21 protein-coding genes are annotated in these 24,220 nt (G+C 70.7%); 10 read left to right on the top strand and 11 right to left on the bottom strand.

Going from position 1 to position 24,220, the window contains the following annotated elements; all coding sequences use genetic code 11:
- A partial coding sequence (locus tag D7Y21_RS43465; RefSeq protein WP_233612121.1) for a hypothetical protein occupies positions 1–1,215 on the top strand: 1,215 nt, incomplete at its 5' end.
- A gap of 25 nt (positions 1,216–1,240) precedes the next feature.
- Here D7Y21_RS43465 and D7Y21_RS15920 read toward each other — a convergent pair.
- Positions 1,241–2,269: a lipoate--protein ligase gene (locus D7Y21_RS15920; protein ID WP_120568071.1), complete on the bottom strand. Its 1,029-nt coding sequence runs from the start codon at positions 2,267–2,269 to the stop codon at positions 1,241–1,243.
- Between the two features lie 160 nt (positions 2,270–2,429).
- Here D7Y21_RS15920 and D7Y21_RS15925 point away from each other — a divergent pair, with 160 nt between their 5' ends.
- On the top strand, positions 2,430–3,182 hold the full coding sequence (locus tag D7Y21_RS15925) for a pyridoxal-phosphate dependent enzyme (protein ID WP_120568070.1): 753 nt from the start codon (positions 2,430–2,432) through the stop codon (positions 3,180–3,182).
- A 12-nt stretch (positions 3,183–3,194) separates the two neighbouring features.
- Here D7Y21_RS15925 and D7Y21_RS15930 read toward each other — a convergent pair whose 3' ends face one another.
- The gene (locus D7Y21_RS15930; RefSeq protein WP_120568069.1) at positions 3,195–3,980 is read right to left on the bottom strand and encodes a hypothetical protein; all 786 of its coding nucleotides are present in this window, start codon (positions 3,978–3,980) and stop codon (positions 3,195–3,197) included.
- Positions 3,981–4,198: 218 nt separating this feature from the next.
- On the opposite strand from D7Y21_RS15930, the gene D7Y21_RS15935 reads away from it, so the two are divergent.
- A complete protein-coding gene (locus D7Y21_RS15935; protein WP_120568068.1) occupies positions 4,199–5,125 on the top strand; it encodes a triacylglycerol lipase in 927 nt (308 codons plus the stop codon).
- A gap of 22 nt (positions 5,126–5,147) precedes the next feature.
- Positions 5,148–6,203, top strand: a complete 1,056-nt coding sequence (locus tag D7Y21_RS15940) for a lipase secretion chaperone (RefSeq protein WP_121714155.1) — start codon at positions 5,148–5,150, stop codon at positions 6,201–6,203.
- Between the two features lie 6 nt (positions 6,204–6,209).
- Here the strand turns inward: D7Y21_RS15940 and nadE are convergent, their stop codons facing one another.
- The 8 genes from nadE to D7Y21_RS15980 all read right to left on the bottom strand — a co-directional run bounded on the left by nadE (position 6,210) and on the right by D7Y21_RS15980 (position 14,839).
- Positions 6,210–7,205, bottom strand: a complete 996-nt coding sequence (gene nadE, locus D7Y21_RS15945; protein WP_120568066.1) for an NAD(+) synthase — start codon at positions 7,203–7,205, stop codon at positions 6,210–6,212.
- Positions 7,206–7,207: 2 nt separating this feature from the next.
- On the bottom strand, positions 7,208–8,806 hold the full coding sequence (locus D7Y21_RS15950) for a class I adenylate-forming enzyme family protein (RefSeq protein ID WP_121714157.1): 1,599 nt from the start codon (positions 8,804–8,806) through the stop codon (positions 7,208–7,210).
- 67 nt (positions 8,807–8,873) lie between these two features.
- Entirely contained in the window at positions 8,874–10,844 is a 1,971-nt protein-coding gene (asnB, locus tag D7Y21_RS15955; RefSeq protein ID WP_121714159.1) for an asparagine synthase (glutamine-hydrolyzing), read from the bottom strand.
- Between the two features lie 7 nt (positions 10,845–10,851).
- Positions 10,852–11,100: an acyl carrier protein gene (locus D7Y21_RS15960; RefSeq protein ID WP_014398060.1), complete on the bottom strand. Its 249-nt coding sequence runs from the start codon at positions 11,098–11,100 to the stop codon at positions 10,852–10,854.
- A gap of 108 nt (positions 11,101–11,208) precedes the next feature.
- Positions 11,209–11,805, bottom strand: coding sequence for an acyltransferase (locus tag D7Y21_RS15965; protein ID WP_120568063.1), 597 nt, complete (start codon positions 11,803–11,805; stop codon positions 11,209–11,211).
- Complete coding sequence (locus D7Y21_RS15970; protein ID WP_120568062.1) at positions 11,802–12,344, bottom strand: DapH/DapD/GlmU-related protein; 543 nt, start codon at positions 12,342–12,344, stop codon at positions 11,802–11,804. Before D7Y21_RS15970 ends, D7Y21_RS15965 begins: the two co-directional genes overlap by 4 nt.
- 3 nt (positions 12,345–12,347) lie before the next feature.
- Positions 12,348–13,214, bottom strand: a complete 867-nt coding sequence (locus D7Y21_RS15975; protein ID WP_120568061.1) for a hypothetical protein — start codon at positions 13,212–13,214, stop codon at positions 12,348–12,350.
- 134 nt (positions 13,215–13,348) lie between these two features.
- Positions 13,349–14,839 (bottom strand): mechanosensitive ion channel family protein, encoded by a 1,491-nt coding sequence (locus D7Y21_RS15980; RefSeq protein WP_121714161.1) that lies wholly within the window; start codon positions 14,837–14,839, stop codon positions 13,349–13,351.
- 83 nt (positions 14,840–14,922) lie between these two features.
- Between D7Y21_RS15980 and holB the strand changes: the two genes are divergently transcribed.
- The 5 genes from holB (at position 14,923) to D7Y21_RS16005 (ending at position 21,028) form a co-directional block, all read left to right on the top strand.
- Positions 14,923–15,957, top strand: coding sequence for a DNA polymerase III subunit delta' (gene holB, locus D7Y21_RS15985; protein WP_121714163.1), 1,035 nt, complete (start codon positions 14,923–14,925; stop codon positions 15,955–15,957).
- A gap of 8 nt (positions 15,958–15,965) precedes the next feature.
- Positions 15,966–17,270 (top strand): DNA polymerase III subunit delta, encoded by a 1,305-nt coding sequence (holA, locus tag D7Y21_RS15990; RefSeq protein ID WP_120568087.1) that lies wholly within the window; start codon positions 15,966–15,968, stop codon positions 17,268–17,270.
- Between the two features lie 25 nt (positions 17,271–17,295).
- Positions 17,296–17,745 (top strand): hypothetical protein, encoded by a 450-nt coding sequence (locus tag D7Y21_RS15995; protein WP_120568058.1) that lies wholly within the window; start codon positions 17,296–17,298, stop codon positions 17,743–17,745.
- A gap of 338 nt (positions 17,746–18,083) precedes the next feature.
- Positions 18,084–19,979 (top strand): M4 family metallopeptidase, encoded by a 1,896-nt coding sequence (locus tag D7Y21_RS16000; protein WP_121714165.1) that lies wholly within the window; start codon positions 18,084–18,086, stop codon positions 19,977–19,979.
- A 158-nt stretch (positions 19,980–20,137) separates the two neighbouring features.
- Positions 20,138–21,028 carry a patatin-like phospholipase family protein gene (locus tag D7Y21_RS16005; protein WP_121714167.1) on the top strand — a complete coding sequence of 297 codons (891 nt, stop codon included), beginning with the start codon at positions 20,138–20,140 and terminating at the stop codon, positions 21,026–21,028.
- Between the two features lie 16 nt (positions 21,029–21,044).
- Here the strand turns inward: D7Y21_RS16005 and D7Y21_RS16010 are convergent, their stop codons facing one another.
- Positions 21,045–21,842 carry an NRDE family protein gene (locus D7Y21_RS16010; protein WP_121714169.1) on the bottom strand — a complete coding sequence of 266 codons (798 nt, stop codon included), beginning with the start codon at positions 21,840–21,842 and terminating at the stop codon, positions 21,045–21,047.
- Positions 21,843–21,951: 109 nt separating this feature from the next.
- On the opposite strand from D7Y21_RS16010, the gene metG reads away from it, so the two are divergent.
- Positions 21,952–24,078: a methionine--tRNA ligase gene (gene metG / locus D7Y21_RS16015; RefSeq protein ID WP_121714171.1), complete on the top strand. Its 2,127-nt coding sequence runs from the start codon at positions 21,952–21,954 to the stop codon at positions 24,076–24,078.
- The last annotated feature ends 142 nt before the right edge of the window (positions 24,079–24,220 follow it).

Below are 24,220 nucleotides of genomic sequence, written 5' to 3' on the forward strand. Positions count from 1 at the left end.
CCCCCTGACCTGCCCGCCGAGTCACCGACCCCCCGGCCCTATGCCGGCGCGGTCTGGACGTCCGGGCACTGGTACTGGGACGGCGACAACTGGCAGTTCAAGTCCGGCGGCTGGGTGGAGCGCATGCCCGGCTACCAGTACGTCAACGGCTACTGGGCGCAGGACGACGACGTCTGGCGCTGGGTGTCCGGCGGCTGGGCCCAGGAGGGCTCCACCGAGGTGGAGATCCCCGTGGAGGTCGCCAGCGAGGACGTGACGGCCACCCAGGCGCCTCCGGCCCTGCGCGTGGAGGCGCCGCCCCCCGCGCCGGCCGTGGGCTACACGTGGGCGCCGGGCTACTGGTACTGGGGCGCCAACGGCTACGAGTGGGTCTCCGGCTCGTGGATGGAGCCGCCGCGTCCGGGCCTGGTGTTCGTGTCGCCGCACTGGGTGCGCCGCGGCCCGTCCTGGGCGTTCGTGGGCGGTGGCTGGGGCTATAACGGCTCGGTGCGCGTCGTCGTCCCGGTCTACCGCCACGCGCACATCTCGTTCTCCTTCGGCCGTCCGAACCCGTTCCTGCGCACGTGGTACCGGTACCCGGGCGTGTCGTGGCGCTACTACGGCTACGGGCACAGCCGCTACCGCCCGGGCGGCTACCACTACTCGCGCCCGGGGCCGTACCGGTACAACAGCCCGCGCGGGCATGACGCTTCGCCCGGGCGCTACACGTCCAACGGCGGCCGGGGCAACAGCCGTCCCGGGCCCTACCGTCCGCAGGGCAGCGGCGTCCATTCGTCGAACAACGGCAACGGTGGCAACAGCGGCGGCTGGGGTGGCACGCGCGGCCCGCCCCCCGGTGGGCGCGGCACGAGCGGCGGCGGGCACCCGTCCAGCGGCGGCAACAGCGGTTGGAATGGCGGCTCCAGCCCCGGGCGTCCGTCGTCGGGTGGCGGCTCCAGCCCCGGGCGTCCGTCGTCGGGTGGCGGGGGACGCTCCTCGTCCAGCAACGGCAGCGGTTGGGGCGGCGGCAGCTCCGGCCGTGTCCAGCAGACCGGCGGCGGGTCCTCCAGCAGCAACAGCGGCGGTTGGGGTGGCGGCAGCTCCGGCCGCGGCGGTGGCTCCTCCTCGCGCGGCTCCAGCGGCGGTGCGTCTCACGGTTCCAGCCGCGGCGGTGGCAATGGCGGCGGCTGGGGTGGCAACTCCGGCGGTGGCCACGGCGGTGGTGGCCATCGCTGAGTGAAGTGACGGCGGATGGGCCGGGTCAGACCTCGACCTGGCCCATCAGCCACGTCCCCAGCTCTCCCAGCTCGCGCTCCTGCGAGGGGTGACGGGCGCGGACCTCGGCGACGGCCTGCTGCATCCCGTCGCGGCTGTGCGGCTTGCCGGTGATTGCCGTCTGCAGGTCCTGCACGAGGTCCGGGTAGAGCGCATCCGAGAAGACCTGCGCGCGGGTGACGTGTCCGTTCTCCGCGTCGACGTGGACCTCGAAGAAGCCCCACGACAGGTACTCCACCATCTGGTGGCTGAAGCGGGGCGCGTTGCCGAAGCGCCAGTCCCACGACGCGTAGTGATCGAAGGTGCGCTTGAGCGACGGCTGGCCCTCCAGGAACGAGGGCTCCAGCAGCTCCGGCTCCGCGGTGGCGCCGTGGAAGTCGCAGAAGGCGCCAATCATCGCCTTCACCAGCGACTCATGGGAGGCCTCCGGCTGGAGGTCGCGGATGTTCATCACGCGCGAGCGCACCGACGCGCTGCCCTTGGACTCCAGCTTCTTAGGGTGCGGCGTGAGGTAGTTGGCCAGCCGCGACAGGTTGGCGTGGATGAGGAACGTGCCGTGGTGGAAGGCGCGGTCCTTCGTCTCGCGGTACGCGCTGCCGCTGATCTTCCGGGGGCCGTCCTCCAGCGGAATCACCAGGTCGTTGCGCCCGGACGCCTGCGCCGTCACGCCCAGCCGCGACAGCGCGTCCAGCAGGATGGTGACGTTCGCCGTCTTGTTGTAGCCCTCCTTCGCGGACAGGAACGTGAAGCAGGTGTTGCCCAGGTCGTGGAACACCGCGCCGCCGCCGCTGGTGCGCCGCGCGAGGAAGACCTGGTCCTCCTCCATGCGGGAGAGGTTGCACTCGGACCACGGGTTCTGGTTGCGGCCGATGACGACCGTGTTGTCGTTGCGCCAGAGGAAGAGCGTCTGGGTGGAGGGATCCAGCTCGCGGAAGATCCAGTCCTCGGTCGCGAGGTTGAACCAGGGGTTGTACGTCTCCGACAGCAGGATGCGGACGCGCGGGGCTTGAGACATGGGCCCGGAGCATAACCGCCCGCCACGTGCTTGCAGGGACTTGCGCCGTCCCGCGCAGGACATCCGCCCCGTCCCGGGGGCAATGGCCGTGGAGGGGCCCCCTCCGGAAGACTCCGGCGCGTGTCGGGCGCGGAATGCAGGTGCGCGCCAGGGGGCGGCCATGCGTGGAGTGTTTTCCCTGTCGCGTCCGCGAGCGAGCGGTCCGGTGGTGTTGTGGGGCGGGGCGCAGCCGTCCGGCAGCCTCAAGTACCTCACCTTCGCGCGCTACCTGGCCGCGATGCCGCCGGGCTCGCGCGGGCTGGTGGAGCTGTCCGGCGCGTCGAGCGCGCTGGCGCTGGACCTCCTGGGCCGCGAGCGGGGCCTGCCCACGGTGGCGCTGACGGACGCGGCGGGCGCGACGTACCTGCGCGCCCACGGCTTCCAGGGGCAGGTGCGGCAGGTGGACTCGATGGCGGACATGTTCCACCAGGCCCAGTCCCTGGAGCGCGAGGGCTGGTCCTGGCCCCGGCAGCTCACCAACCGGGCGCTGGTGGCGTGCGTGGAGGCCTGGGCGTCGGGGCTGCGCGCGCAGGTGCGCGAGCGCTTCCCCACGGTGCGGCACGTGGTGTGTGGCTTCGGCACGGGCGCGACGCTGGTGGGCCTGACGCGCGTCTTCATGGCCGGTGGCTTCACCGTCACCGGCCTGCAGCCCGCGCCCGGCAATTCGATGCCCGGCTGGCGCACGTGGGGGGCCCAGAACCTGGGCGCGGAGGACCTGTTCTTCGAACACCAGCCGCGCATGCTCCTGGCCACGGCCGCCCCCGCGCCGGATGCCTTCACCGCGCTCCTGGACTGGGCGCGCCGGCAGCCGAATCCCGAGCGGGTGCTCGTCATCGCGCACAACGCCCGGGAACCGGACTCCGCCCGCGCCTGAGGTGCCGCGCGCCTACCGGTGCGCCGCTTCGATTCGCGCCCGCACGGCGGCCACTCCGTCGCGCGGGTACGCGGGCACGTGGGACAGCTCGCGCTCGGCCAGTCGCAGGAGCGTGCGCGCGAGGCCGGGCGTATCGCCCTCCATGGCTCGCGCCAGCTCACCGCCGGTCTCCGGATACACGCGCTCCACGCGCCGCACCGGATCCAACCCGTCCAGCAGCGAAGCAGCAGGGGCGGGGACATGGCGCGCGAGCAGCAGGCAGAACAGGCGCACCGCTTCGTGGAGCCGTGAGCGTCCGCTGAGCCCTTCGCCGCGCGCGTGGCGCCCCACGCCCACCAGCACCTGCGTGAGCCACTGCCCGAACAGCCACGCGTCGTCCGGGGCCGTGCGCTGGAGCTCCACCGCCGTGTCCCGCGCGCGCTCGTTCATGCGCTCCGTCACGCCGCCCTTGTCCAGCAGCACGCGGTAGCGGTTGACGCGCGCGAACGACAGCTCCTCCAGGTCGAACACCGCGAACTCCAGCAGGTGCCCGTCGCGGTACACGACCTTGAGGCCATGCGCCGTCTCGCGGAACGCCAGCGCCACGTCCTCCGCGCGGGGCAGCCAGCCGCGCTCCTGTCTCAATGTTTCAGCGTGTCCGGGCCAGGCGACGACGAAGAAGTCATGGTCGCTGAAGTCATCCGGCGCGTAGTCGCGCGCCGCCATCGAGCCCAGCGCCACGAGCCCGCGGAACCGGCCGTCCGCGTCAGCCCTGCGCGTCAATTCCGTGGTGAAGGCCTGATAGGCGGCGGTGTCCAAGCGAGTGCTCCTCGGGAAGGGCCCGCATGCTGCCACTTTTCATGACGCAACGGGTCGCAGAGGGAAGGGCCGCAAACGCATGCGTCTGTCTTGACCCGGAGCTGACATGCTTTTCGGTTAATTCTGAGGTTGGCTTGATTTTTATCAGTGTCTCGCTTTATGGGCTGATTCGCGGGTCAATCCCTTCGATGATCCGCCCTCCCCAATCAGGAGCCTGTATGCGAAACGCCGTCCGGACCCTCGTTCTGACTGTCGCGGTTCTTGCCCTCTGGGCGCAGCCCGCCCGCGCGGATACGTACACGCAGACGAAGTACCCCATCGTGCTGGCGCACGGCATGGCGGGTTTTGATTCGCTGTTCGGGGTGCTCGACTACTTCTACGGCATCGAGTCGACGCTGAAGTCGGGCGGCGCGAAGGTCTACATCACGCACGTTCCGCAGTTCAACACGAGCGAGGCGCGCGGCGAGGCGCTGCTGGCGCAGGTGCAGGACGTGCTCGCGCGTTCGGGCGCGAAGAAGGTGAACCTGATTGGCCACAGCCACGGCGGCCTGGACGTGCGCTACGTGGCGGCGGTGCGGCCGGACCTGGTGGCGTCCGTGACGACGGTGGGCTCTCCGCACAAGGGCGCGGACCTGGCCACCTACCTGCGCTCGAACATCAAGGGCGGTTCGTTCACGGAGAGCGTGCTGTCGTACTTCGCGAACAACCTGGGCATGGTGCTGGGCCTGCTGTCCGGCAAGACGCAGCCGCAGGACGCGATTGGCGCGCTGTCTGCGCTGTCCGCTTCGGGCGCGGCCACGTACAACGCGAAGTTCCCGGCGGGTCTGCCCACCACCTCGTGCGGCACTGGCGCGGCGACGGGCACGCAGGGGCAGCGCTACTACTCCTGGTCCGGCACGGATCCCTTCACCAACGTCTTCGACGCGTCCGACTACGCGATGAAGCTGTCGTCCTTCTTCTACAGCGAGGCCAACGACGGCCTCGTGGGCCGCTGCAGCTCGCGCTTCGGCACGGTCATCCGTGACAACTACGACATGAATCACCTGGACGAAGTGAACCAGGTGCTGGGCCTCACCGCGTTCTTCACCGACCCGAAGTCCGTGTTCCGCACCCAGGCGAACCGCCTGAAGACCGCGGGCCTGTAATCCGCTCCAGGAGCGCCCCGCCATGAAGAGCCGCGCCGTCATTCTCGTGGTCGCGCTGTGCGCCCTCCTGGGTGCCGGTGTCTTCTCGTGGTGGAAGGTCCGGGCGGAGGACGCGCCCGGACCCGCTGTCCCGCCGTCCGCCGTTCAAGTCGCCCAGGGGCCGAAGCCGCTGGGGACGTCTCCCGGTGTTCCCGGTGCCGCCGCGACGCCGAGCCCGGCTCCGCAGGCTGGCTCGCCGCTGCCGCCGCTGCCCGGTTCGCTGAAGGACACGGAGGAGGATGGCGCGGTGCTGGTGGACGCGTCCGGGCACCTGGTGCCGAACGCGGACCTGCGCCGGTTCTTCAACTACTACCTGTCCGCCACGGGCGAGGAGCCCGCGTCGCTCATCCGCGAGCGCATCCTCGCGGCCCTGCGGGCGAAGAAGCTGCCTGCCGCCGCCATGGACGAAGCGGTGCAGGTGCTGGATGACTACCTGGCCTATCTGGAGGGGGCGCGGGGGCTGGCGTCAAAGGGCTCCGCGGCCACGATGGATACCGCCGAGCGCCTGGAGTCCCTGCGCAAGCTGCGCCGGGAGCACCTGGGCGGCGCGGCCGACGGCCTCTTCGGGCAGGAGGAGGCGGTGGACGCGGTCGCCGTGGAGCGGCTGAAGCTGATGCAGGACGCGTCGCTGACGAGGGAGGAGCGCGAGCAGCGCATGGCGGACCTGGAGGAGCGGCTGCCTCCGGACGTGCGCGCCAGCCGCGAGGAGGCCGTGCGCCCGCTGCGGCAGCAGGCCGTGGAGCAGGAGCTGCTGGCGGGGGGCGCGACGGCGGAGGACCTGCACCAGCACCGGCTGTCCACCGTGGGGCCGGAGGCCACCGAGCGGTTGGAGGCGCTGGACGCGGAGCGTGCGCAGTGGAAGCAGCGGCTGGCGGACTTCCGCGCGAAGCGCGCGGCGCTGGGCCAGAGCGAACCGGACCCTGCCCGGCGTCAGGCCGCGGTGCAGCGGCTCTTGTTCGACTCGTTCACCCCGGAGGAGCGTCTCCGGGTGGAGGCCGCGGACAGCATCGAAGCGGCCTCCGGTTCCGGAGGCGGGTGAAGCGCTTCAGGAGATCTTGAAGGGCTTCAGCTCGCTGACCTCTTCGAGCAGCAGCGGCTGCGCGTGGAGGTACGCGGTGGTGCGGCGCTTCTGGTCGATGTCGTCGTAGACGCGCTGGATCTGCTGCGGCGTGAGGCCCATCTCCGGGGAGACCTCCTCGGGCGTGATGCCGTGGTTCTTCGCCCAGAGGATGAGGTCCAGCTGCGAGTAGTGCACGGAGAAGTAGAAGTCCTCCTGCGACTGCTCCAGGCTGAACGTGTCCGTGGTGGGCTCGCGGTTGAGGATGCCGTCGATGACGCCCAGGTGCCGCGCGAGCTTGTACGTCTGCGTCTTGTAGAGGCTGGCGATGGGCTTCACGTCCGCGGAGCCGTCGCCCAGCTTCACGAAGAAGCCCTGATCATACTCCAGGCGGTTGGGCGTGCCGGACGCGGCGAAGTTCAGCCGGTCCGCGTGGAAGTACTCCATCATCTTGCGCGCGCGCTGCTTGAAGTTGGTGGCGGCGACGATCTGCACGTAGGCCTGGGGCGTGAGGCGGAAGCGCTGCTCCTGCCCGTCCACCTGCACCACCACGTAGAAGACGTTGAGGGCGTCCGTGTTGAGCCGGTCGCCGTGCATGACGATCTTCCACTTCATGTCCGGCTGGAACGCGGGGAACACGGAGCGCACGGCCGCGTCGCGCTGCGAATAGCACCCGGCGGCATCCAGCATGGGCGCGATGTCGTGCAGCGTGTACTGGATGCCCAGCTTCTCGCAGAGCTCGCGGCCCAGCTTGGAGGACAAGCCGCTGGAGTCGCGCTCCGGCAGGAGCAGGCCGAAGACGCGGTCCGGTCCCAGCGCGCGCACCGCCAGCGCGGCGACGCACGCGGAGTCGATGCCGCCGGAGACGGCGACCACCAGTCCGCGCTTGCGCAGCTTCTTGAGGACGGCCTCCTTGAGCCCGTCGGACAGCGACGCGGCCTTGGCCTCCCAGTCCAGTTCCAGCACCTGCTTGGAGAACTTCATCGTCACGACGACCTCGATTCAGGAGAAGAGAGTGAAGACAGCACGCGCGTGCGCAGGTCGGCCTTGAGCACCTTGCCGGTGGGCCCGCGAGGGAGCGCGTCGGTGAACAGCACGTGGCGTGGCACCTTGTGGGCCGGGAGCGCCTCGCGGCAGAAGCGGCGGAGGTCGTCCTCCTTCGTGGTGGCGCCGGGGTGGAGGACCACGGCGGCGCACGCGGCCTCGCCGCCCAGGTCGTCCGGCACGCCCACCACGGCGACATCCAGCACGGCCGGGTGGCGCGCGAGGACGTGCTCCATCTCCGCGGGGCTCACCCGGTGGCCGCCGACCTTGAGGATCTCCTTCGCGCGGCCGACGAGGAAGAAGAAGCCGTCCGCGTCGCGCCACGCGAGGTCGCCGGTCCACAGCCAGCCGTCATGGAGGATGGCGGCGGTGTCGTCGGGAGCGTTGAGGTAACCGGGGGTGACGTTGGCGCCCCTGGCCACGAGCTGGCCCACTTCACCGTCGGGCAGGGGCGTGGCGTCGTCACCGACCACGGCCAGCGTGACGCCGGGGATGCCCTGGCCGATGGAGCCCGCCTTGTCGGTGGCGCGCGAGGGCGGCAGGTAGGAGAGCCGCGCGGTGGCCTCCGTCTGGCCGTACATGACGAACAGCTCCGCCGGGTGGAAGGCCTCGCGCGTCCAGCGCACGGTGTCCGGGGACATACCGCCGCCGGCCTGGGTGAGGTAGCGCAGCTTCAGGTTCGCGAGCGAGTCCGGTGCGGCCTGACGGCGCAGCAGCTCGAAGGTGAGGGGCACGCCCGCGAAGCCGGTGCAGGACTCGGTGGCCATGGCCTCCAGCACCACCTGCGGGTACATGAAGCGCGGATCCAGGAACACGGAGCCGCCCGCGAGCAGGTGCGTCTGGAGCACGCTCTTCCCGTAGCAGTAGTGCAGGGGAAGGATGAGCATGGCGCGGTCGCGCGGGGTGAGGCCCAGGTACTCCACGATGGAGCGCGTGTTCGCCGCGATGTTGGCGAACGTCTGCACGACGCCACGGGGCGTGCCCGTGCTGCCGGACGTGTAGACGATGGACGCGGGCGCATCCGGAGGCAGCGAGGGCAGGGCGGCCAGCGGCTCCAAGCTGGCCTCTGGATCCACCGCGCCGTCCTCCTGCAACCACGTGCACGAAGCGGGCTTCAGCAGTCCGACCATGCGCTCCGGAGGACGGGAGCCGTGGACGATGAAGAAGTGGGTGAGCTGCGAGCGTCCCGTCCAGCGCCGCGCGTCCTGACCAAAGATGACCGCGTGGCGGGCACCCGTCTGCGCGAGGATGCTGGTCAGGGAGTCCGCGCCCGTCTCACGGTCCAGCTCCACGGCGCAGGCACCCAGGGCCTGCACCGCGAGCCCCGCGACGGCCGCCGCGCAGCCCAGGGGCAGGGCAATGAGGACCCGAGCCCCGGGCTCCACGCCGGATGCACGCAGCTGTCCCGCGAGCGCCAGCATCCGTGCTTCGAGCTGGGAATAGCTGAGCCGAGCCCACGGCGAATCCACCGCCGGCGCGTCCGGCGTCGCTGCCGCATGGCCACGAACCCATGACGGCGCGGTGTCCGCATGCGCGCTCACGCTCCCTCCCACTGCGCATGCGAACGCGGCGCGGGCGGACTCGCCACTCCGGTGCCTGAAGGCGTGCTCACGCGGCCTCCAACTGCACCGCGTCCACGTCCGCCTGGGGCACGGGCTTCGGCTTCAGGAAGTGATGCGCCAGCAACTGCGTGGACGCCACGGCGAACAAGGCCATGGTGTCCGCTTCGCTCTCCGCGGAGTTCGGCGCACGCAGCTTCGCGACCAGCCGCTCCACCTTGCGCGCGTCGAAGACGCCCGTCGCCGCCACCGCCTCCGGGGCCAGCAGCTCGCGCGCCCACGCGGGCGCATCCGGGCCCACCAGCGCTCCCGCGATGGGCGCACGGTACGGGAACTTGCTGCGCTCCAGGATGGACGCAGGCACCCGGCCCTTCGCGAAGCGCTTGAGCAGGTGCTTCTCATCCAGACCCCGCAGCCGCAGCCGCTCCGGCACGCGCGCGGCGAACTCCATCACGCCCGTGTCCAGGAACGGGAAGCGCCCCTCCACCGCGTTGCCCAGCAGCATGCGGTCGCCCTGCGCGGACAGGAGGTAGCCCGACAGCAACGTGCGCGCCTCCAGGTACTGCGCCCGCGCCAACGGCCGCCACTTCGCCACCGCGTCCGGCACCGTCGCGAGCACCGACGCCACCGGATCCTCGTCCGCCACCTTCGCGGCGAACTCCGGCGCGAGGAAGCGCAGGATGCGACCGCTGTTGCCCCACCGCACCAGGTGCGAGAACCCCAGCGCGTCCGGCGTCTCCAGCCCCGTGCCGAAGAACTCGCGCAGCAGCTCCACGTTCTGCTGGCTCACCGACAGCGTCGGGTACAACCGGCGCAAGAGCAGCGGCCGGTACTTCGAGCCCGGCTGGCGCGCCCAGAACTGGCGCACCTGCGTCTCCTTGAAGAGGTCGTAGCCGAGGAACATCTCGTCCGACCCTTCACCCGTCAGCACCACCTTGATGCCCTGGTCGCGCACCCACCCGGACAGCCGCAGGAACGGCGCGGGCGCGGAGCGCATCATCGCCTGCTCCGCGTGGAAGATGACGCCCGGCACCAGCGCGCCAATGTCACCGTCGCGCATCTCCACCACGCGGTGCTCGGTGCGCAGCTGCTCCGCCACCGTCGCCTGGTGCGTGCGCTCGTCGAACCGCGCGTGCGCGAAGCCCACGGAGAAGGTCCGCAGCGTCCCGCCCAGCTGCTCCTGCGCCAACGCGCACAGCAGGCTGGAGTCCAACCCACCCGACAGATACGCCGCCACCGGCACGTCCGCGCGCAGCCGCAGGCGCACCGCCCGGTCCAGCACCGCGCCCAGTTCCTCCAACAGCCGGGGTGCCTCCGCCGCGTCCGGCGTCACCCCGAAGTCCAGGTCCCAGTAGCGCTGGACCGTCAGCGCTCCATCGCGCCACTTCGCCACGTGCGCGGGCGGCAGCAGCGACACGCCCTCGAAGGACGTGCGCGGCGCCACCGGCGCCCAGAGCTGGAACGTCTGCTTGAGCCCCCGCGCGTCCAGCGCCGGCGTCACCAGACCTCCAGCGAAGAGCGCCTTCGCCTCCGACGCGAACGCCAGGTGCCCTTGCGGCAGGTGCGCGTAGAACAGCGGGCAGATGCCCACGCGGTCGCGCGACATCCACAGCGTGCGGTCGCGCGGATCCCACAGCGCGAAGGCCCACTGGCCCTCGAAGCGGCGCACGCAGTCGATGCCCCACGTGAGGAACGCCGCGAGGATGACCTCCGTGTCCGAGCGCGTGCGGAAGGCATACGCCCCCGACAGCTGCTCGCGCAGCTCCACGTGGTTGAAGATTTCGCCGTTGAAGACGACCGTGAGGCCGGTGGCCTCGTCGCGCATCGGCTGGTGACCGGAGGCCAGGTCGACGATGGACAGCCGCGCGTGCCCCAGCGCGGCGCCATCCAGGAGCAGGGCCCGCTGCGCGTCCGGCCCCCGGTGCTTGATGCTGGCGGTCATGCGGCGCAGGCGGTCGGCGTGCTGTGCCGTGCCCGAAGCGTCACCCGCCGGGAAGGTGAACCCCGCGATGCCGCACATGGGCGTCTCAGCTCGCCTTCGCCAGCGACTGCTTGCGGTCCACGAAGGCCACCACGCGCGACAGCGAGTCCAGGTTCTCCGGCACCAGCTCCTTGTCGTCGAGCTTGATGTGGAACTCCGTCTCGATGAAGGCCACCAGCTCCATCATGCCCGTGGAGTCGATGAGGCCCTTGCGCAGGAACGAGTCGTCGTCCGCGAAGTCGTCCACGAAGAAGGTGTCGACGATGAAGGTGCGAAGCGTGTCACGCGTGCTCATGGGTTGGGTCCTGTCGTTGAAGCGGATGATGGGGTGTGGGAGGGGATGCGGAAAAGAACGCGCCCGGCGCGTTTTGCTGAGCGCCGGGCGAAGCAAGCAAGCGGCCCGTCAGGTGCCCGTGGCGCCGCGGGCCACCAGGTCCAGGCTCATGCTGCGCGCCGGGTTGCCCATGGCGAGCGAATCCGGGGGCACGTCCTGCGAAACGATGCTGCCGGCGGACACCACCGACCGTGCACCGATGCGCACGCCGGGTAGCAGGATGGCGCCGTGGGCCACCCAGACGTCGTCCTCGATGATGATGGGGGCGATGCGCTGGCCGTCCCGGTCGCTCACGCGCACGAACGACGCGAACATGCACCGGTCGCCAATCTGCACCGACTCCCAGGCCTCCACGGACGCGCCGTAGTTGAACTGGGTCTCGTTGCCCACCAGCAGCCGCGCGTGCTCGTAGCAGACCACCGACGTGGGCAGCATGCCGCCCAGGAACGTCAGCTTGTCGCCCAGCTCCGCGTGGCCGTCGTTGCGCGCGGCCACCGGGCCATACGCCGCCACGTCCCGGCCCATGCGGAAGTCGCGGAACAGCCAGCGCGCCCGCGCCACGGCCACCACGCGCTCGGCGCGCGGAAGCACCTCCGTGCGCACCATCTGGAGGCCCGCGCGCGCCATCTGGAGCGCCTCGGCCCGGGAGGGGAGGGGAGGCTTCATCGCGCCACCTCGCGCCGCAGCACGCGGGCCGGAGCCCCACCCACCGTCACGCCCGGCGGGATGCGGCGGGAGATGACCGTGCCGGAGGCCACGCTCGCGCCCTTCTGCAGGTGCGTGCCCGGCAGCAGGATGGAGCGGCTGCCCACCGTGACGCCTTCCTCCACCACCAGCGGCACCGACTGCGGCCGCTCGTGCCGGTTGCCCCGGACCGGGTGGTACATGTTGTCCATCAGCTTGCACCACATGCCCAGGTGGCTGCGCGCGCCCACCGTCACGCATGACTGCGCTTCGATGGAGCTGCCTCCCTCGATGGTCACGTCGTCTTCAATCACGATGCGTCCCCCCCGCTGCGCGTGCAGCTCGATGGGCGCCATCCGCGCGTCGAACAGCACGCGGTCCCCCACCTGGATTTCACCCTCGCCGTGAATCCAGACGCGCCCCCAGACGGTGGGGGTGGCGCCCACGACTCCACAGCGGCGCAGCTTCAAACGCGCGACGGTTGGCCCCAGGCCGAGCAGCATCATCAACGGAACGCGCATGTCTCAGGGCCCGGCCTTCGCGGCGGCGGGCGCCTCGCGTGGGGTTTCCGGCAGGGCCGCCAGGAAGGTGACGAGCGCGGAGGCCACGCGCGCCTGCCCCTGCGCGTTGAGGTGCCCCCCGTCATCCGAGTAGGCCGGCACCATCGCCGGATACGCGCGGCCGTTGACCTCGTACGTCTCACGGGTGCCGTCCGGCTGCGACGACTCCAGCGCCGCCAGGTCGAACAGCGGCTCCTTGCCGCCGTAGGTCTGCCGCATCAGCGCGTTGAACGCCTCGCGCGACACGTTCTCCCCCACGCCGAACACCGCGCGCCCACGCAGCTCGTTGAACCACGCCTTCGCCCCGCGCTGCACCGTCGTCAGCGGCGCGGTGACGTGCACGAAGGTGACGCCCGGGTGGCGCGACTTCAGCCCCGCCAGCGTGGCGCGGTACTTCTCGAACAGTGACTTCGCGTCCGTGCTGGAGGTGAAGTCGATGTAGCAGAACTTCACCAGCGCCACGTCCACCTGCGTGGCGACGCCGCCGTCCAACAGCTGCTCGAAGTGCGCCAGCTTCGTCTCCGGCTGCTCGTTCTGGCCCACGAACGCGTGCGCCAGCGTGCCCCGCGGAATCGTGGCGCTCGCGTCCTTCACCTCCACGATGGCGGGCGCCTTCGCGTTCGGCAGGCCCCGCACGCCGTCCAGGATGTTGCCGCCCACCGACTGGTGGCCGAAGAAGACCCGGCGGTGCGTCAGCCGCTCCAGGCCCGCGACCGTCGCGTCTGGCTTCACCTGGGCCGTGGCCGCGGCGTTCTGGGGCAGGGCCATCAGCAGCGCGCCGGGAAGCAGCAGCGCGCCCAATCGCGCGGGGAAGCCACGAATGTCTTGCATGTGTGAACCTTTAGACCTTTCAGGCTCCAAGCGTCAAAGGCCCCGGCGTCGCGGCTGGATGCATGCCTTCCAGGCCGCCACGCAGTGCGTAACAGAGGGTCGTGATTGCCCCGGAGTTGTGCGGGGAAAATCCGCTATTCGTGCTTCAGGCCGAAGAGCGAACGCAGCCTTCCGAGGATGCGGCCCGCCTCGGGCGAGTGGTCCGGCCCGCCACCCGCGGCCTGGGCCACGGCGCGCAGCTGGGTGCGGCGCTGGGCGAGGAGCGCGGAGAGCTGCCGGGCGAGGCCCGGGTAGTCGGAGAACAGGCGCGCGAAGGTGGGCCGGTCCAGCTCCAGCAGCACGGAGTCCTGGAGCGCCACCACCGTGGCGGCACGGGGCTCGCCGGTGAGCAGGGACATCTCCCCGATGTACTGGCCCGGGCCCAGCCGCGTGATTTCGGACTGGAGCGTGCCGGCGCGCACGCTGACCTCGCCGGAGGCCACGACGTAGAAGGTCCCGCCCTCGTCGCCCTCCTGGATGACGCGCTCGTTGCGGCCGAAGCGGCGCACCACCACCTCGCACTGCAGTCGCTCCACCTCCTCCGGGCCCAGCGGCGCGAAGAGGTCCACCTGACGCAAGAGGTCGCGCACGGTCTCGTCCGCCAGCTCGCGGCGGCGGTGCTTCGTCTCGCGGCGCAGGGTCACCGTACGCTGGGCGTGGGGCAGCTCCATGCCCTCGCGGCGCAGCCGGTACCACAGCCGCGTGTGCAGCTCCTCCTTCACGCTGTCCGACAGCGCGAAGTCGTTGAGGAACACGCGCACCATGTACTGCGTGTTGGACTCCGTGAAGCCCACCGTGCGCGCCAGCGGCGGCGGCTGAACGAGGACCTGGGGAATCTCCCGGGCCACCTCCAGCAGCGCCTGCTTCACCTGGTTGGGCGGCGCGTCCAGTGACACGCCCACCTGCACCTCGATGCCCACGGGCTCGCGGTGCTGGGTGAAGTTCTTCACGTGCTCCTTGCCCACCATGCTGTTGGGCAGGGTGATGACCTCGCGCCGGAAGTTGGCGATGCGGATGGAGCGCCACCCGATGTGCACCACCCGCCCGGTGTGCTCGCCAATGCGGATGAAGTCGCCCACCTCGAACGGCCGGTCCAACTGCAGCGACAGGCCCGCGAAGAGGTTGCCCAGCGTCTCCTGGAGCGCCAGACCGATGACCACCGTCAGCACCGCGGTGGACGCGACCAGGCCCGCCAGGTCCAGGTCGAGCTGGCTCTGGAGGATGGGGACGGTGGCGAGCGCGTACAGCGTGAAGTCGATGACGTCGCGGAGAATCTTGGGCGTCGTCACCGGCGAGCGCATCCGCACCAGCTTCAGCGCGAACGCCACCGCGGCCCGGATGACGCCGTAGACGAACGTGAGCATCCAGCCCACGTTCACGAACTTGCGCAGGCCCTCCGGCGTCGAGGCCTCCGGCAGGAGGCGCGCCGCCAGCCGCAGCACCAGGAAGGCGAGCAGCATCCGCACCGCGCCCCGCAGGTCGTCGCGCAGGTCCGGGTCGCGGGTGGTCCGCTGGATGCCCAGCAGGAGCACCGTCAGGATGGAGCCCGCCAGCAGGGGGAGATAGCCTTCGAGGAAGTTCAACACGCCCGGCGAATCAGACCGGTGGCGCGCGCACGGGTCAAGGTGGCGGTTGACGGGTGGGCCCCGAGCGGGGATACACGCCCCCCATGACGCTTGCCTCGGTGCAGGGACAGTCCCGCGCGATGGACGCGCTCCAATCCGCCCTGCGGTCTGGCTCGGTGCATCACGCCTACCTGTTCGCCGGGCCCGAGGGGGTCGGCAAGGAGCTGGCCGCGGTGGGCCTGGCCCAGGCCCTCACCTGCCCGGAGGCCCCGGAGGTGGGCTGCGGCAAGTGCGCCAGCTGCGTGCGCCTGGCCAAGGGGCTGCACCCGGACGTCACCTGGGTGATGCCGGACGACGAGCGCGTGTCGCGAGGACTCGCGGGCCGCTCCGACTTCACCGGCACGCCCAGCCGTGAGCTGCGTGTGGAGCAGATAAGGCAGCTCCAGGAGCGCCTGGCGCTGCGCGGCCTGGAGTCCAAGCGCAAGGTGGCCATCCTGGTCAGCGCCGAGCAGATGAACGTCCAGGCGCAGAACGCGTTCCTCAAGACGCTGGAGGAGCCACCCGCGGAGACCACCCTCATCCTGGTGGCGAGCGCCATGGACCGGCTGCTGCCCACCATCCGCAGCCGGTGCAGCAAGGTGTACTTCGGTCCGCTGCCGGTGGACCTGGTCGCACGGCACGTGCAGCAGGAGCGCAAGCTGGACGCGGACACCGCCGCTCTGGCCGCGGTGATGTCCGGCGGCAGCCTGGGCCGCGCGCTCGCGCTGGACGTGGACGCGCTGAAGGAGCGCAAGGACGTCCTCACCGCCTTTGAAGCACTGAGCGGCAACGACATCCCGGCCCTGCTGCGCTTCGCGGAGGCGCACGGCGGCTCGCGCGAGGACGCGGACACGGCGCTGGAGCTGCTCATCCTGTGGACGCGGGACGTGGCGCTCGCCAAGGCCGGGGCGCTGGAGTCGCTGGCGAACCGCGACCTGACGGCGCTGGCGGAGGACGCGGCGAAGCGCACGTCGGAGGCCGCGCTGCACCGGCGGCATTCGCTGCTGGAGTCGGCGCGCACGGCCATCGGCTCGCGCAACGGCGCGCCCCGGTTGCAGCTGGAGCGGCTGCTCATCGAACTGTGCGTGGAGGGCCGGTGAGCGCGGACATGGACGAGGTGCTGGCGGAGGTGAAGGGCGGCAAGGTGTGGCCGCTGTACCTCCTGTGGGGCGAGGAGTTCCTGGTCAGGAAGGGCGCCGACGAGCTGGTGAAGACGCTGGTGCCGGACGCCGCCATGGGGCTGAACCTCGCGGTGCTGGACGCGGCCTCCCCGCGCGAGGTGGCGCAGGAACTGGCCACGCTGCCGCTGTTCCCCGGGCGCAAGGTGGTGCTGGTGCGCGACCCGGAGTTCCTCGCGCCCAAGAAGGGCAAGGGCGACGCGCTGGCCAAGGCGCGCGACGCGTGGAAGGCGGGCAAGCGCAAGGAGGGCGCCCGGCGGCTGCTGGCGCTCGCGGGCCGCGCGGGCTGGGGCGTGGACCAATTGGACCCCCGCGTGCCCGGCGCGCCCTCGGTGGAGCAGTGGAAGGAAGAGCTCAACGTGGACCTGGCGGAGGCGGACCTGGCCTTTCTCCAGGAGGCGGCGGCCTTCTGCCGCGACGAGCGCATCAGCGCTCCGGAGGGTGACGCGTCCGCGCTGCTGGAGCTGCTCCAGAAGGGCGTGCCGCCGGGGCACGCGCTGGTGCTCGCGGCCACGGACGTGGACTCGCGCAGCCCGCTGCTCAAGTTCGCGCAGGACAAGGGCCGCCTCTTCGAGCGCAAGGTGGCCGCGCGCCACAAGGACCTGGACCTCAGCGAGATTTCGAAGGAGTTCCTCGCCCCCTTCAAGAAGAAGCTGGGGCCGGGCGCGCTGGAGGGCTTGAAGGAGCGCATCGGCGGCAACATCCGGCTGCTCCAGTCGGAGCTGGAGAAGCTGGCCGTCTACGCGGAGGGGCCCACCATCGAAGCGCAGCACGTGGCGCTGCTGGTGCACCACGCGCGCGAGGAGGAGTTCTTCGAGCTGACGGAGGCGCTCCAGAAGCGCGAGCTGCGCGACGCGCTCTCCTACGCCGAGGACGCGATGGGGCAGGGCACGCACGCGCTACAGCTCTTGGGCGCGGTGACGTCCATCGTCCGCTCGCTCCTGGAGAACCACGCCTGGCTGGAGAAGTACGCGGGCGGCCAGCCGCCGCGCACCGGCCGCGACGTGGAGGCGCGCATCCTCCCCAAGCTGGAGGCGGAGCTGAAGGCCACCAAGCGCAAGACGCCCAACGCGTGGGCGCTCGCGTTCGGCATGCAGGCCGCCGCCCGCTACGAGCGCCGCGAGCTGCTCAACGCCCTGGTGGCGTGCGCGGACGCGGACCTGGCCCTGAAGTCCTCCGCCAGCGGGAAGCTCGTCATCGAGCGGCTGTTGTGGACGGTGTGCACCCGCGCCTGAAAAGGCCCGGGCTGAAGGAGCCGCCATGGCGGACAAGCGACGCTTCGACCTCTTCGCGGACCTGCTCGTCACGCGCTTTCCCCAGGCCCTGCGCGTCTATGACATCGCCGGCGGCATGGGGAAGCTGAACGAGTCCCTCACCCAGCGCGGCCGCACGGTCACCACCTTCGACCTGCGCCACAAGCACCTGCCCGTGAAGTACGCGCAGCGGCTCTTCACCCTGGAAGAGCCCTGCGAGGCGGAGCTCGTCGTGGGCATGCACCCGGACGGCGCCACGCGGATCATCATCGAGTACGCCGCGCGCCACGGGCTGGGCTTCGCCGTCGTCCCTTGCTGCTCCGACAATGGGATGCCCTACAAACCGTGGATGCGGCACCTGGCCGACGTGGCCCGCGACGCCGGCTACACCACGGTGGAAGAGGCCGCGCTCCCCATGGACGGGCGCGCGCGGGTGCTGCTCGGCGTGTGGCGCTGACGCACGGCGCGCGAATTCAGGGCCTTGCTTTGCGTAGCAAGAAAAAGCCGTCAGCCTGGGATTGTCCGAATAGAGGACGAACCCCCGTGTGCACTGTCATGGTTCAGGACAGGGACCCACGAAGGGCGAAAAGCCCAGTAAGAACGGGCCTTTGTGCCAGACGCGTAACGAATGCTTCCACATTACAGAAGATTTACTGGGCACTGATGTGCCAGCCGTTTTTCAGGGCCTTCCCGTACTGCGAGGCATTTCGCGGACTTAATGAGTTGGCCTGAAGAATGCTGAAAGGAGCGCTGTCCCGGCGACCACCCCCTTTGCGCCGGGCAGGAGGCAGTACCTTGGTTCGCACTCGTTTCGTTTCAGCCCTGCTGGCCTTCCCCCTCGTCGCTTGCGGCGTCGGTGAGATGGACTCCAACACTCAGAAGGATCAGCAGAAGCCGGATGAAGTCGCCGAAGTGCAGAACGCCCTGAGCGTCATTCCGGGCGCCCAGATTGTCGGCACCAACGCGGATGGGACGCCGCACACCATCCAGGGCCGCCTGGGCCAGGCGGACCGCCCGCTGACGGGCTTCGCGTCCGCGGAAGTGCACTCGGCCATCGCCGGGTCGCTGCCCTCCATCGCGTCGCTGTTCCGCCTGAACGCCTCCGACCTGCAGGTCCGCCGCATCAACGTGGACGAGCAGGGCGTTTCGCACATCCGCTACGCGCAGACGCTGAACGGTCTGCCGGTGGTGGGCGAGGAGCTGGTGGTGCACGTGGACAGCTCGGGCGCCATCTTCGGCGCGAACGGCTCCGCGCGCTCCGGCGGCGCCGTGTCCGCGCGTCCGCTGGTCGCCGCGGAGGCGGCCCAGACGGCGGCGCTGCGCGACACGAAGGGCACGGACCTGGCCGCGGAGGGTGCGCGCCTGGTGTACGTGAAGGCTGAGGACGGCCGCCTGCGCCTGTCGTACGAGGTGAAGGTCACGGGCGAGAGCGAGCTGATGCCGCTGCGCGACCGCGTCTATGTGGACGCCATCAACGGCGCCATGCTGCTGCGCGTGCCGGAGATCCACACCGCGCTCAACCGCAAGGTCTACAGCGCGAACAACGGCACCAGCACCCCGGGCACGCTCAAGCGCAGCGAGGGCCAGGCGGCCATCGGTGACTCGCACGTCGACACCAACTACGACATGCTGGGCTACACCTACGACTGTTACAAGGTGCTCTTCAACCGCGACTCGCTGAACAACGCGGGCACGGCGCTCATCAGCACGGTGCACTACAGCCGCAACTACGTGAACGCCTACTGGGACGGCACCCAGATGGTGTACGGCGACGGCGACGGAGTGAACTCCATCGAGCTGGGCAAGGACGCGGACGTCACCGTCCACGAGCTGACCCACGCGGTGACGGAGTATGAGTCCAACCTCACGTACTCCGGCCAGTCCGGCGGTCTCAACGAGGCGATGTCCGACACGTTCGGCGCCGTCTGCGAGAGCCGCGTCAACGGCTGGAGCACGGCGGCGGCCATCTGGATGGTGGGCGAGGACGTCTGGACGCCGGGCACGGCGAACGACGCGCTCCGCTACATGGACGACCCGGCGAAGGACGGCGTGTCCAAGGACTGGGCGGCCAACGTGACGTCCAGCACGGACGTGCACTACAGCTCCGGCGTGCCGAACCTGGCGTTCGCGCTGCTCTCCAAGGGCGGCGTGCACCCGCGCGGCCGCAGCACCATCAACGTGCCGGCCATCGGCGTCGAGAAGGCCGCCCGCATCTGGTACTACGCCAACACCAACCTCTTCACGGCGAGCACCACGTTCGCGCAGGCCAAGACCTGGACCGTCCAGGCCGCCGTGGCCCTGGGCTACACCGCGGCCGAGCAGGCTGCCGTGACGGCCGCCTGGGAAGCGGTGGGCGTGGGTGGCACGGTCACGCCTCCGACCTGCACCGCGCTGACCAACGGCGTCGCGAAGACGGGCCTGTCCGGCGCGACCGGCTCCGAGACCCTGTACTGCATCGACCTGCCGGCCGCGAAGGCGTCCACCTACGCCATGAGCGGCGGCACGGGCGACGCGGACATGTACATCAAGTTCGGCTCCGCCCCGACGACGTCGTCCTACGACTGCCGTCCGTACCTGGGCGGCAACAACGAGACGTGCAGCGCGGCGGCGAAGGCCTCGGCGGGCAAGATGTACATCATGCTGCGCGGCTACTCGACGTACAGCGGCACGTCGCTCAAGGCCACGTACTAGTTCCCAACGCGGGTCCGGCGTGAGTCCACGCCGGGCCTCGTGAAGGTCACCTTCCGCCTCCGGGGCTCCTGTCCCGGGGGCGGTCGTGTTCTGGGGGCCATGACGCCTGTCGCGCGGGAACGGGGTAGGGTGGCCCGACTTCGCACGTGGGAGGCTGCATGGGGCGGCGGTTGGGGCTGGTGTTGCTGACGGTGGTGGTGGCTTCCGGGGCCCTGTCGTGTCACCGGGACACGCGCGCTTCGCGCACCTGCGTGGTGCTGTCGGTGGGAGGCACCAAGGGGCTCGCGCACGTGGGCGCGCTGGATGCGCTGGTGGCCCGGGGCGTGCCCATCGACTGCGTGGTGGGCAACAGCATGGGCGCGGTGGTGGGCGGCCTCTACGCGTCCCAGCCCGGCGCCAACCTGCGCCAGCGCTACCATTCCTTCTTCACCACCTACGAAGACGAGACGCGCAAGGTCGCGGCGACACGCGGCGCGGTGGGCGCGGCGGTGGGCCTGCTCGCGGTGTTGGTGTCGGGTGGCGCGCTGGGACCGGCCGTGGCGGCGGGAGCGCTGGGCGCGGCGGGTGGCGCGGCGACAGTGCCGCCCTTGAGCCATGAGCGCTTCACCCAGGTGCTGGATCAGTTCTACGCGGGCGCGCGCGTGGAGGAGCTACCCGTGCCCTTCGCCACCTTCCACCAGGAGCCCTTCGCGGGCGGCATCCGATTGGTGACTGTCACGCGCGGTCCGCTGTCGGAGGCCGTCTCCGCGAGCGCCTCCAACCCGCTCCTGTTCAAGGACGCGACGCTGGAGCGAATCGACCCGGGCGCGGACCGCGTGTCCGCGACGCCCATCCATGACGCGTGTCAGCTGTTCCCGGGCGCGCGGCTCATCGCCATCAACGTCACGGGCGAGCCGGCCTTCTACCGCTCCGACCTGGGCTGCGACGTGCGGGAGGTCCGCGTGGACGTGGCCATGCCCCCGGTGGAGGCCTTCACCGGCCGGGGCCCCGCCTTCGAGGCCACCTACGACGCGGGCCGCGACGCGGTGATGCGCGCGCGGCTGGACTGAAGACGCGGCGGGCCGCTCAGGGCGCAGTGAGCAGCCCCGTCACGTCCCGCCAGCCGCCCTGGCAGGGCGCGATGTCCGTGGCCAGGTAGTGCCCCACGCGGCCGGGCCCGAGCGCGACGATGGCGGACGAGCGCGTCCCGTAGCCTTCTTCCGTGTGGATGCACAGTGCCTGGAGCTGCTGGAGGAAGTCCGCGGGCAGGCCATCCTCCGAGAGCGGCCCCGTCGCGGCCTCCCGGGGCGGCAGGGCATGGTCGGCCAGGGCCGCCTGGAGCCCCGTCACCAGCTCCGGCCACGGGCGCTTCGCCACGCCTTCCGCCAGGGCATGCGCCCGCCGCACCTTGGGGAGCGCCAGGTTGTCCAGGCTGTCGTTGGGGAGCACGTGCACGCCGTCCGGGACGTCCTCGTGCAGCAGGTGCTCATGGCCCGGCCGCGCGTAGGCTACCCGCAGGGTGCGCGCGTCCCCGTAGAGCAGGTTGAAGGGCAGGAACTCCGGGGCGGGCAGGGTGCCAAGGTAGCGCTCGATGGCCGCCACCGACCCGGCCTGCAGGGCGCGCAGCACCACCTCGCCCCGGGAGCGGGGGGCCAGGCCCAGGGTCCGGGCGCCGCGCTGGTTCGTCAGGGCGACCACGACTCCCTCGTGGGTGACCCCCATCCACGTGCCGCCCCGCTCCACGTCCTGGCCGCCCACCACGCGGGGGGACTCGGAGAGGACCTTCGGCCCGTGGGCCGGGCGCGCGTAGAACTCATCCCGGTTGGCGGCGAGGACCAGCGGCCACTCGGGGTGGACGTTACGGAGGAGGAGGACGGTGCACATGGCGTCCGCTCGATAACATCCCCCTTCGCGCCATGCAGCGTCCGGCCTGCATGTTGGCGATGACCTCGTATCCCCGAGCGGCTATGGTCCGCCGCCCTCAGGAGAGTCCATGGCGGAGAGAACCCTCGTCACCAGCGCCCTTCCGTACGCGAACGGCGCCATCCACCTCGGCCACGCTGTCGAGTACATCCAGACGGACATCTACGTCCGCTTCCTGCGCTCGTGCGGCCAGGACGTCGTCTACTTCTGCGCGGATGACACCCACGGCACGCCCATCGAAATCAACGCCGCGAAGCAGGGCATCCCGCCGGAGCAGTTCGTCGCGCGCTTCCACGACGAGCACCAGCGCGACTTCCGCGACTTCGACATCCGCTTCGACTACTTCCACTCCACCAACTCGCCGGAGAACCGCCACTACGCGGAGCTCATCTACGGGCGCTTGAAGGACGCGGGCGACATCGACCGCCGCGACATCGAGCAGACCTACTGCGAGAAGGACAAGCGCTTCCTACCGGACCGCTTCATCCGGGGCACCTGTCCCAACTGCAGGTCCACGGATCAGTACGGCGACGCCTGCGAGAAGTGCGGCAAGACGTACAACCCCACGGACCTCATCGACCCGAAGTGCGCGCTGTGCGGCACGCCGCCCGTACGCCGCAACTCCGTGCACCTGTTCTTCAAGCTGTCGCGGCACGCGGACTTCCTCCAGGAAGTGCTCAAGCGCCCCGGCTTCATCCACCCGGGCCTGGCCGCCCAGCTCCAGGGCTTCTTCGAGAAGGGCCTGGCGGACTGGGACATCAGCCGCGACGGGCCATACTTCGGCTTCGCGATTCCGGGTGAGACGGACAAGTTCTTCTACGTCTGGCTGGATGCGCCCATCGGGTACATCGCCACGACGGAGAAGTGGGCGAAGGAGTCGGGCCGAGTCCCGGACGCGCTCGCGTACTGGGGCAAGGACGCGCCCACGCGCATCGTCCACTTCATCGGCAAGGACATCGTCTACTTCCACGCGCTGTTCTGGCCCGCGGTGCTGAACGTCGCGGGGTTCCACATCCCCAACGAGATCAAGGTGCACGGGCACCTGACCGTGAACGGGGAGAAGATGAGCAAGAGCCGCGGCACCATGGTGGCCGCGCGTGACTACCTGGACCTGCTGGACCCCAGCTACCTGCGCTACTTTTACGCGGCCAACCTGGGCGCGGGCGTGGAGGACCTGGACCTCAACCTCAAGGACTTCCGCCTGCGGGTGAACGGCGAGCTCGTCAACAACGTGGGCAACCTGGCCAACCGCGCGCTGTCGCTGCTGGCCGGGCCGCTGGAGAAGAAGCTCGCGCCGGGCCGCGCGGAAGGGCCGGGGCGCAAGCTGGTGGAGGACGCACTGGCGCGTGTGCCGGAGGTGCGCGAGGCGTTCGAGAAGCTGGAGTACCGCAACGCCATCCGGGTCATCACGGAGATTGCCTCCACCGCGAACGCGTTCCTGCAGACGGCGGCGCCGTGGGCGCTGGTGAAGAAGGACGCGGAGGCCGCGCGCGCGGACCTGTCGGACGCGGCGGACGTGGCGTACCTGCTGGGCGCGCTCCTGGCGCCGGTGACGCCGCGCATTTCGGAGAAGCTGTTCGCGCAGTTGGGGGCGGAGCCGCTGACGTTCCAGGCGCTCGCCACCGCGAAGTATCCGCTGTTGGACCGCACCCGTCCGCTGGGCACGCCGGAGCCGCTGTTGCCCCGGCTGGAGGAGGAGCGCGTCAACGCCATCATCAAGGTCCCCGCGGGGACGCCGGTCGCCGAGCCCGTGAAGGCAGGCGGCAAGGACAAGAAGACGGAGAAGAAGACCGTGGAAGCGAAGACTCCGGAAGCGGTGACCACCACGCAGGCGTCCCCGGGAGCGGGGGCGGCGGAAGGCGCGCCCGCGGCCGACATCGAGTTCGCGGACTTCGCCAAGGTGGTGCTGAAGGCGGGACGCATCGTGGCCGCGGAGAAGGTGAAGGGCGCGGACAAGCTGCTCAAGCTGGACGTGGACCTGGGTGAAGGCACGCCGCGCACCATCGTGTCCGGCATCGCGGAGGCGTACGCGCCCGAGGCGTTGGTGGGCCGGCGCGTGGTGGTGGTGGCGAACCTCAAGCCGCGCAAGCTCAAGGGCATCGAGTCGCGCGGCATGCTGTTGACGGCGGGCTCGGGCGGCAAGGACCTGTCCCTGCTGGAGCCGGGCGACGTGCCGCCCGGCGCCGACGTGAAGTAACTCGAGCGGTGGCATCCCGGGCGGCCGCCGAGCTCCCCGGGATGCGAGCCGTGCGCGCGCACGCGGGCGGTCGCTTCCGGTCCGGGTGGGAGCAGGGTAGGGCGTCGTCCGGAATGCCCTCCCGCTCTGAATCCATGCGGCG

This window comes from Corallococcus sp. AB045, from assembly GCF_003668895.1.
Lineage (GTDB): Bacteria > Myxococcota > Myxococcia > Myxococcales > Myxococcaceae > Corallococcus > Corallococcus coralloides.